This window comes from Lentiprolixibacter sp. (genome assembly GCF_982873095.1).
In genome coordinates this window covers 1-8,428 of the sequence record NZ_CEYNTP010000116.1, presented here as the reverse complement: position 1 = coordinate 8,428, position 8,428 = coordinate 1, and the positions used below count along the sequence as shown (strand labels likewise).

Genomic DNA, 8,428 nt, shown 5'->3' with positions numbered 1-8,428 from the left:
CACAGCCAAGAAATATCAGGAAGGCATCGGATTGCTTAAAGAATTGTCCAAAGACTTACCCGGGGATCGCGAAGTACTTCTGAGCCTCGCCAATATCCAACTGCAGGCAGGCACCCTGGAAGAGGCCAGGATGACCTACAGGGAGATAGCCATATCAAAAAAGGATTCTGTGATGGCCCTGGCAGGGATTGCACTGCTAGAACACATGGGAGGCCAGGATAAACCTGCCCTTCGCTTCGCAAGTGAGGCTAAATTATTAGCCGCTGACCTTCCGGGAACACCTGAACACCAACTTGCCTGGGAACGTTTCCTGCAAGCCCTGATCTGGAATGGAAAATACAAGACGGTCCGAAATCAACTGGACAGTATTGCGGCTGTAAATAACAATGCAAAATGGGTCCTGGCATTGGAAGCCACCTTAGGAATGTATACCGGAGATTTCCAGAAAAGCCTGTCTAATTATAACAGCTTGCTGGCAGCAGACAGCCTATCTTTTGATGGAAATCTCGGAAAAGCCAATGCACTGTTCGCAAGGGGAGATTACCAAAAAGCGTATCAGGCTGCTTACAGAACCCTCGAGATCTTCCCTGGGCAGAAAGATGCAGAGGCTTTCCTTGAAAAGCTCAACCGGCAGTTTCGTCCGGGAGTGGTTCAAAAGGCGGGTTATAGCTATGATAATGGTAATAATACGGCCTTCTTGCAAGGGACTTCACTTAGGGTGCCGGTGTCTACCAATTTGGCAGGTATGTTCTCACACGAATACCGTTCTACCGAAAATACGGTAAGCGGTGCAGCAGCAACCTCGCATTTGTTTCAGGCGGGCATGACCTACCAACTACTTCCGGGGGTGACGCTAAATGTTAATCTGGGGTTGAACAAAAGTGATTCTGATAATGTGTCCTACACCCTGCCCATTAGCGGGGTAAAATTGCAGTTAAAACCTTTTAAGCTGCAAAATCTGGAATTGGGCTACAACCGTGAAGTACAGAACTTCAATGCAGACCTTATCTCCAGAGAGATAGCAATGAACCACTATGGCTTGAGTTATAACCTGGGCACCAATGCCAATCTAGGTTGGTATAGCCAGCTGATGCACACCCGGCAAACTGATGGTAACAACCGTAACTTGCTCTTCAGTTCACTGTATTATACCCTGTTGAAAAAACCTGCCCTTAAAATGGGAATCAACTACCAGTATTTAAGCTTTAGCGAGCAGCTTCCCGAGATCTATTTCAGTCCGGAAAGCTTTCAGGCCTATGAGGTGTTTGCAGATTCCAGGGGGAGTTTAGCAAAGAACCTACAGTATACCCTTGGAGCGGCCAGCGGCTTCCAGAAAGTGGAGGACACAGATTACAGCCCCATTTTTAGAGCCGAGTTTTCCCTTAAACACACGGTTTCCCAACGCTTTGATTTGGGAATTTATGGGAAGTATTCCAATATCGCTTCCGCCGTGGCTTCTGGTTTTGAGTTTACAGAACTGGGTATTAACCTGCATTGGGCACTTGCCAAAACTCCCCTCTTTAAAACTCACCGCTGAAAAAGAAAATCAGCAAGAAAAAATTCATGCCCTGTGACTTGTTTCACGTGGTATTTTTTGTTTCCAAAAAATAGAGATAACTATCCTTACGGATAAAACCACAGCTTTCGTACAAGCGCTGGGCCCCTCCTCTGTGGTGCCCTGTGTAAAGCAGTAGTACCTCTACACCCAGCTCCCTGGCACGTCTTATCAATTCATTGGTTAGCAGCCTAGCTATACCTTTTCTGCGATGTTCGCGGTCTACCACAACATCCTCAATCCATCCCTTGCAACCAGAAAAGACATGATAAACCACCAGGGTTGCCATGCCAAGCAACTGCTCCCCTTCTGTAGCACACAGAACATATACGTTGGAACTCCCGGCCATCCTCTGCCTTAGCTCCCCGGCATTCAGAGCTGGATTTAATTGATTCAGAAGTTCAGAAATGCGGTGTTCTATACCCGGGGTGATATCTTCCGGGCGCAGAAGGGTGACTTGCATGGGTTATAGGCTTTCAACTAAGGTAAGAAGAAAAGAAGCAGGATATCCCTGAAAGAATGGGTTGGGATACCCTGCTATCGCCCAAAAGTATACGTTGATATCATTCCCTTGTCCTGTGGAAAGGAAGGGCGATGATTAATTCTATAAACCTCTCATCACCATGATCCTGAGGTCTTTCAGAAAGAAGGTGGTCAGAAGTGAAGCCCCTGTTTCCCTAGGATCAGGGCTGTGATTTACTTCTTCAAAAGTGCAATATTACCGGGTACGGAAAACCCCGTCTTAGATAGATGAACAGAAAGTGTAGCCCAACATGCAAATACCGTAGAAATGCAATTACAGCAAGTTTAGCCTGCGCATAAGTTCTGGCCGGTTGGAACGGCTTATCGGGATGACGTTCTTCTCGATGAGTACGCTATTGTCTTCTATATCTATGATCTTGGTGAAGTTGATGATATAGGAACGGTGGATCTGAAGGAACCTTTCGGCGGGTAGTTTTTCTTTTATTTTCTTAAGGGTGGTATGCACCCTGTAGTCCTCCTTTTCTGTTTTGATATCGATATAATCCCCCTTGGCTTCAATAAAAAGGATTTCATCAAACTTGAGCTTGATCAGCCTGCGGTCAATATTGATATATAAATCCTCCCCTTGTGCTTCGGAATCTGAACTTTGTGTCTTAGCCTGTTGCCCGGCTAAACGGTTCTTCACCTTCTGGATACATTTTTCAAAGCGTTCCGGAGTGATGGGCTTAACCAGATAATCCACTATGGATTCGTATTGATAGGCTTCAATCGCAAATTCCTTGTCCGAGGTGGTCAGTACAATTTGAGGCGCTTCCTTTAGGGTCTGTACAAAATCGATGCCGGTAAAACCAGGCATATGGATGTCCAGGAAAACCACATCAATTTGGTGCTGGTTGAGGAATTTAATGGCCTCTATGGCGTTTGAAAATTCCTCTATAACATCAAGGTCGGGTACCGTGGCACACAACTGGCTTACAATGGCCCTGGCAGTAGCTTCGTCATCAACAATAATACAGTTCATGGTCAAATGGTTTTTAAAAAGGCTTCGATTCTGGCCAAAACATCCCTAAAGGCAGGATCCATAGCGAAATCACCAGTATAAAGTGCTTTTTCATAGTCTACAGCGAGCCGATAGCCCTGATGCAATCCCAGGATGTTGAATTTATGCTTCAGCTTATGAACAATCAGGGCAGCACGCTCCCCATCCTCCGATCTCAGGCTTTCCCGGTATTCCTCCTTTTCATCGGGAAACTCTTCCTTGAGGATAACCAGGAATTTCTGCCTAAAGGCGGCATCATCACCTGAAAGCTCATCGATATATGTTAAGTTCGGCTGTTCCTCGTTCATTTCTCCTTTTTTATGGTAAAATGAAAACTGGTCCCCGATCCGGGTTCGGAGTCTAACCAGATTTTTCCTTCATAAAGGTCTACAATTTTTTTGACGATAGATAGGCCTATCCCTGTAGATTTTTCCTTAGTGTTCAGAGATTGAAACACCTTAAAGATCTTGTCGTGATACTCCTTGGCGATGCCTACCCCATTGTCCTCTACCTGAAATTCCCAATGTGTACTCGTTTCTTTGCTGCTGATCTTTACCAGTCCTTCTTCCTTATCAATATGGCTGACCGCATTGCTGATCAGGTTCTGGAAAAGCTGTTGGATCTTGGTATGATCGGCAACAATTTCCGGCAGGGTATTCATGATCACGATCTGTACATGCTCCGGGACAAAAATGATCTCCCGGATATGTTTAACTACCTCGTTCACATCCACCGCTTGTGACTCCAGGTTTTCATGTTCGATGCTAGAATATTTGAGGATCCCACTGATCAGGCTATCCATGCTCTCCGTCTTTTCCTGGATCATTTTAAGGTTGTATACCCCTGCCTCATCGAGGACTTCCACATAATCCTCGTGCAACCAGGAAGCCAAAGCATTGATGCTCCGCAGTGGGGATTTTAGGTCGTGAGAAACAATGTGGGCATACTCCTTGAGGCCTTCATTACTTCTTTGCAATTCTTCCAGAAGCTGTATGTTTTCTTCTTCGGCACGCTGCCTTTCCCGCAGGTTGATCGCGTTCTTGAGTTGCATGGCCACTAGCCGGGCGATATTTTGAAGGGTTTCCAAATGCGCTTTGGTGTAGTAGTGCTTTTCCGGGTGTTCAGAATCAATAACCCCAATAACTTCCCCCTCAGATATAATGGGAACGGTGATCTCTGAAAACCGGATCGAATCATCCACCACATAGCGTTTGTCTTTACTGGTATCCCCAATCAACTCGGCCTTTCCTGTCCGGGCCACATCACCCACTATTCCCTGCCCTATGTCAAGGGTAATTTTATTGTTGATCTTGCCCTGTTGATCGATCTTTTCCCCGTAGGCGGCAATTTGCTCCAGGGCTTTCCCATCGTGGTCCACCAGGTAGATAATGCAATCCTCTGCCCCCAGATAATCTGTAATACTCCTGGTGATTTCCCAGGCGATCTCATGGATGTCCATTTTACCAAGAATGGCTTTGGCAACATCATTGATCACTTCGATCATCAACTGCTTTTCACGCTCCACGGTGATATCCTCCACTATGGCCAGCTGATATTTGATATCCCCGTTCTTGTGCCGTACGGCATTCACATTGGTCTTCGCCCAAAGGATAGACCCATCTTTCCTCTTGTAGCGTTTATTTATGATGAAGTTATCCACCTCCCCTGAATTCATTTTCTCCATGAATTCCTTTGAAAGGGGCAGGTCTTCTTTGAAGGAGATGTCGCCCACCTTTAATTTGCACAATTCCAGTTCCGAGTATCCCAAAAAGTCGCAAAAGGTACTGTTCGCTTTTACGATCATCCCGTCAACAGTCAATACAAATCCCAGGGGGGAATTATCAACGATCACATCCAACTGTTTTTTTTGGTCAGACAGCAACTGTTTTATTTCCGTCTCTTCAGTAATATCCCGGATAATTCCCTGTGCCGCTATGGGTTTACCCTTTTGGTTGTAGATCATACTGCTATTGATCTGTACAAACCGTTCTGAACCATCAGGCAGTGCTATTTTTGCCCTGTAATTCTGCAAGGTCCCAACTTCCATGAGTGTAGCCATGGACTCTACGGTGTATTCCTTGTAATCCTCATGGACCAGGTCACCAAGGTTGATATTTTCCCTGCTGTGGTCAAACCCAAGGAAGGCCTTGGCTGACTTGTTCATGTTGATGACATTGAACTCCAGATCCATGACTACATAGGGGTCGATAATATTAAGGAAAGCACCATCCAGCTCAGAGGTCTTTTCATTCAACAGGGTTTCTAACCGGGTATTGGCGTGCTCCAGGTGCTGTTTGGCATCAAAGAGTTCCTTGGATTTTTGCTCCAGGATCTTTTCCGCTTGTTGGCGCGCTTTTTTCTGACGTTCCAGCGCTTTTTTAAGAAGTATGACTTCTTTGTTATCCATGCTGAACAATATCAAACTTCACTTCAGTTCCGTCTTCTGCCAAAAGGGTGTAATTTACATCAGCTTCGCCTTGAAAATGTTCAAAGGTTTTCTGAATAAGGCCATGGGCCAGGCTGTACAAACCCCTTGAGGAGGAATAGATCATGGAAAGCGAGTGATCTGTTTTCTCCAGGATCTTAAAACGGGGCAGTTCGGCGTCCGGATACAGCTTTCTAACATGCACGTGGATGTGGTCTTCTATAGAATTGAGGAGGGCCAGTGGGGAATTGTAGTTCTGGATCACTTCGGGATGTGCCTTCCCTAAACTGCTGAACAGATACAGCCCGAAGGCATACAGCAGGTCGTTGACCGACATATCCACCTCTTCGCTCAACTGCGTCAGCAGGCTCACCATTTCATTGAAATCATAGGTGCCCACCGAAGTGTAGACCCCTTCAGAAGGAAGGTCGGACCTTTCGATTATGGAATCTGCGACTTCCAGGCCGAACTCGTCCTCAACCATTTCCAGAAACTCTGTAAAAACAATGCCTTTCATGTGTTAGATTTTTTGAAAAGTAAGAAAAGTAGCACAACGGTTGAAAAATATGTTGTGAAATGCGAGATTTTGTTAGGGTTTCACGAGTTCATTGATGTCCCAGTACTCCAGTACTTTCTGTAACTTGGACTCATAGTCGCCGGGCTTTAGCGGTTTAATTACATAGCCCGCTATTCCAATGCGATAGGCCTCCAGAAGGTCTGCCTGGTTTTCCGAAGTGGTGAGTACGATGGTAGGCAGGTATTTCAGAACCTCATCCGCCTTCAGGATCTTAAGGAATTCCAGTCCGTTCATCCTGGGCATGTTGAGATCCAGCAGGATGATATCCGGAAGTGCAGAGGTAGAACGCAATTCATTCAAGGCTTCTTCCCCGTTCTTGGCTTCGCGTATGTTATGCTTCAATTGCAGTTTGGAAATGGTCCGTTGCAATTTCATGGTTTCGATAACATCGTCTTCAATAAAAAGAATATTCATGGTAAGATTAAGTTAGCCTACTAATTTCCTTCAAATCCTTTATTTATGGGGTTTAACGCGGTTGAATCAGGATTTAGTGTAGACGAATGGCAGATTGCTGTAGACGAATGAATTTATATGTGAGGCCATTATGGTACAATATTCATCTTCTTTAACAGGAAAGACGCATTCATGTTCTGGCAAATCCCCGGCTTGAGGCGATAGTCAAAAAAAAGTTCTCCCTCCTTGATCTGAGCATCAAAAAAGTAATTACTTAGCTCTATATGCTGATCCGATGCCTCACAGAGACTCAGGTCGTGGGTAGCTATCAGGCCTGTAGATCCGGATGCCACCAGACGTTCCAGAAATTGTCGTGACCCCTGCGCTTTATCCGTACTGTTGGTGCCTTTCAGGATCTCATCCAAAACAATAAAGTAGCGCTCTTTGATAATCTCATCAACAATAAACTTGAGCCGTTTCAGTTCGGAAAAGAAATAGGATTCGTGTCGTGTCAAAGAGTCCGCGGTGCGCATACTTGTGACCAATTTAATCGGGGTATAGGCCATGTATTCAGCGCATACCGGCAGGCCGGTATTGGCCATCACTATCAAAAGGGAAATGGTCCTTAAAAAGGTACTTTTCCCTGCCATGTTGGCTCCGGTGATGATGTGGAACTCCCCTTCCCGGATCTGGAAATCATTGGTGATCCGGCTTTCTGCAGTGAGCAAGGGATGCCCTGCTTCCCGGGCCTCGATAAGGGTGTTGCCAGGAGCAACTTCGGGGAAGGCATAACTGGGGTGATTAAAGGCGAAATTGCCCTGGCTATTGCAGGCATCAAAATAATACAGGACGTCAAACCAGGCCTTCACCTTTTCCCCATACTGCTGTATCCATTGTTCTATGCGGTAGGTCTGGTAAAGATCCCATAGGAAAAGTCCATTTCCCAGAATTGCCACGAGCATATTGTTCCGCTGGTCAAAGGCATGCAGAATATCTGCAAACCTACGCACCAAAGCAGACACAGGCTCCCCTTGTTCCTTGTATATCTGTTGTTTATCCATTAAAAGTTCCGCTGAAAAGGAGGAGGTTTCGAGGAGCAGGATAAGTTTATGAAAATGCTGAAAGGTCTCCAGTGCCTTTGACGAAGTTAAAGCCAGGGTATTGACCCGTTTCAAATAGAACCCAGAGATCCCAAGGCCGGTAAAAAACCACAATAATAGCGTCCAACCCGAAAGGAGGTCCATTAAATAAGCGGTTATCAAAGTAAGGGAAAGCAAGCCAAACCCCAGGCAAATGGTCTTGAAGCCCTTCTTTAAGAACGGCTGATATTCGCGAAACCATTTAGATAGCTGTTCGGGCGAAAGTTCTGACTTCACCATCCTGGCCGTGGCACTGTATTCCTGCCGCCAATCCGGCATATCGCGTAACTCCTTTACAGCTTCCTGTTTTAAGTGGATCTGTTGATCGTGGTTGCTCTTTAACCAACGGGCCAGCAGTTCCTCTCCTTCTTTAAGGGCTGTCCGATTGCTGTATTGGAAAAAACTACCCTCACCAAACAGGTCAATGTCATGTGAAAAGTGATGTTCGCTATCTGCATATTCGTCACCTGCGGGGAGGTGTTCGAAATTACCCTGTATGACCAGCAATTCCGTCTGATTGATATCAATAAGCAATAAGTGCTTTCGCTTCTGCTGCTGTAAGCGATTGTAATGCAGTATCAGGAAAACAAAAATTCCTCCAAAAACTACTATCGCCACGATCAGTGGCAGTAACTGCCCGTATAAAAAATAGGTGGCTGCGATCAGTGATAGAAAAGCGAGCAGCCGGATTATGCTGAAACGGACCAGCAATTTCGAAAGCCGGTCTTTTTCTTTGGTCAGCTCGGTAAGCCTTTTTTCATAGTATTCCCTGGGATTTTGCATGCTGTTTTCAGATGTGGTAGCCAAAGATAGCCAT

Annotated in this window: 8 protein-coding genes; 1 reads left to right on the top strand and 7 read right to left on the bottom strand. The window is 45.7% G+C overall.

The window, feature by feature from the left end; translation table 11 throughout:
- Positions 1–1,537: tetratricopeptide repeat protein (locus AC4E7D_RS08290; RefSeq protein WP_490173338.1), on the top strand; the 1,537-nt coding region annotated here is incomplete at its 5' end.
- A gap of 43 nt (positions 1,538–1,580) precedes the next feature.
- Here AC4E7D_RS08290 and AC4E7D_RS08285 read toward each other — a convergent pair.
- The 7 genes from AC4E7D_RS08285 to AC4E7D_RS08255 form a co-directional block, all read right to left on the bottom strand.
- Positions 1,581–2,018: a GNAT family N-acetyltransferase gene (locus AC4E7D_RS08285; RefSeq protein ID WP_490173337.1), complete on the bottom strand. Its 438-nt coding sequence runs from the start codon at positions 2,016–2,018 to the stop codon at positions 1,581–1,583.
- A 333-nt stretch (positions 2,019–2,351) separates the two neighbouring features.
- Positions 2,352–3,059, bottom strand: coding sequence for a LytR/AlgR family response regulator transcription factor (locus AC4E7D_RS08280; RefSeq protein ID WP_490173336.1), 708 nt, complete (start codon positions 3,057–3,059; stop codon positions 2,352–2,354).
- Between the two features lie 2 nt (positions 3,060–3,061).
- Positions 3,062–3,385 carry an Hpt domain-containing protein gene (locus AC4E7D_RS08275; RefSeq protein WP_490173335.1) on the bottom strand — a complete coding sequence of 108 codons (324 nt, stop codon included), beginning with the start codon at positions 3,383–3,385 and terminating at the stop codon, positions 3,062–3,064.
- The gene (locus AC4E7D_RS08270) at positions 3,382–5,484 is read right to left on the bottom strand and encodes a PAS domain S-box protein (protein ID WP_490173334.1); all 2,103 of its coding nucleotides are present in this window, start codon (positions 5,482–5,484) and stop codon (positions 3,382–3,384) included. The genes AC4E7D_RS08275 and AC4E7D_RS08270 overlap by 4 nt, the downstream gene beginning before the upstream one ends.
- Positions 5,477–6,019 (bottom strand): heme NO-binding domain-containing protein, encoded by a 543-nt coding sequence (locus tag AC4E7D_RS08265; RefSeq protein ID WP_490173333.1) that lies wholly within the window; start codon positions 6,017–6,019, stop codon positions 5,477–5,479. The genes AC4E7D_RS08270 and AC4E7D_RS08265 overlap by 8 nt, the downstream gene beginning before the upstream one ends.
- A 72-nt stretch (positions 6,020–6,091) precedes the next feature.
- On the bottom strand, positions 6,092–6,493 hold the full coding sequence (locus AC4E7D_RS08260; protein WP_490173332.1) for a response regulator: 402 nt from the start codon (positions 6,491–6,493) through the stop codon (positions 6,092–6,094).
- A gap of 128 nt (positions 6,494–6,621) precedes the next feature.
- On the bottom strand, positions 6,622–8,428 hold a 1,807-nt coding region (locus tag AC4E7D_RS08255), incomplete at its 5' end, for a MutS-related protein (RefSeq protein ID WP_490173331.1).

Excerpts from the sequence above, each read along its gene's own strand:
- AC4E7D_RS08270 (WP_490173334.1), bottom strand. The coding sequence starts at position 5,484 with ATGGATAACAAAGAAGTCATACTTCTTAAAAAAGCGCTGGAACGTCAG.
- AC4E7D_RS08285 (WP_490173337.1), bottom strand. The coding sequence starts at position 2,018 with ATGCAAGTCACCCTTCTGCGCCCGGAAGATATCACCCCGGGTATAGAA.
- AC4E7D_RS08265 (WP_490173333.1), bottom strand. The coding sequence starts at position 6,019 with ATGAAAGGCATTGTTTTTACAGAGTTTCTGGAAATGGTTGAGGACGAG.
- AC4E7D_RS08280 (WP_490173336.1), bottom strand. The coding sequence starts at position 3,059 with ATGAACTGTATTATTGTTGATGACGAAGCTACTGCCAGGGCCATTGTA.
- AC4E7D_RS08260 (WP_490173332.1), bottom strand. The coding sequence starts at position 6,493 with ATGAATATTCTTTTTATTGAAGACGATGTTATCGAAACCATGAAATTG.
- AC4E7D_RS08275 (WP_490173335.1), bottom strand. The coding sequence starts at position 3,385 with ATGAACGAGGAACAGCCGAACTTAACATATATCGATGAGCTTTCAGGT.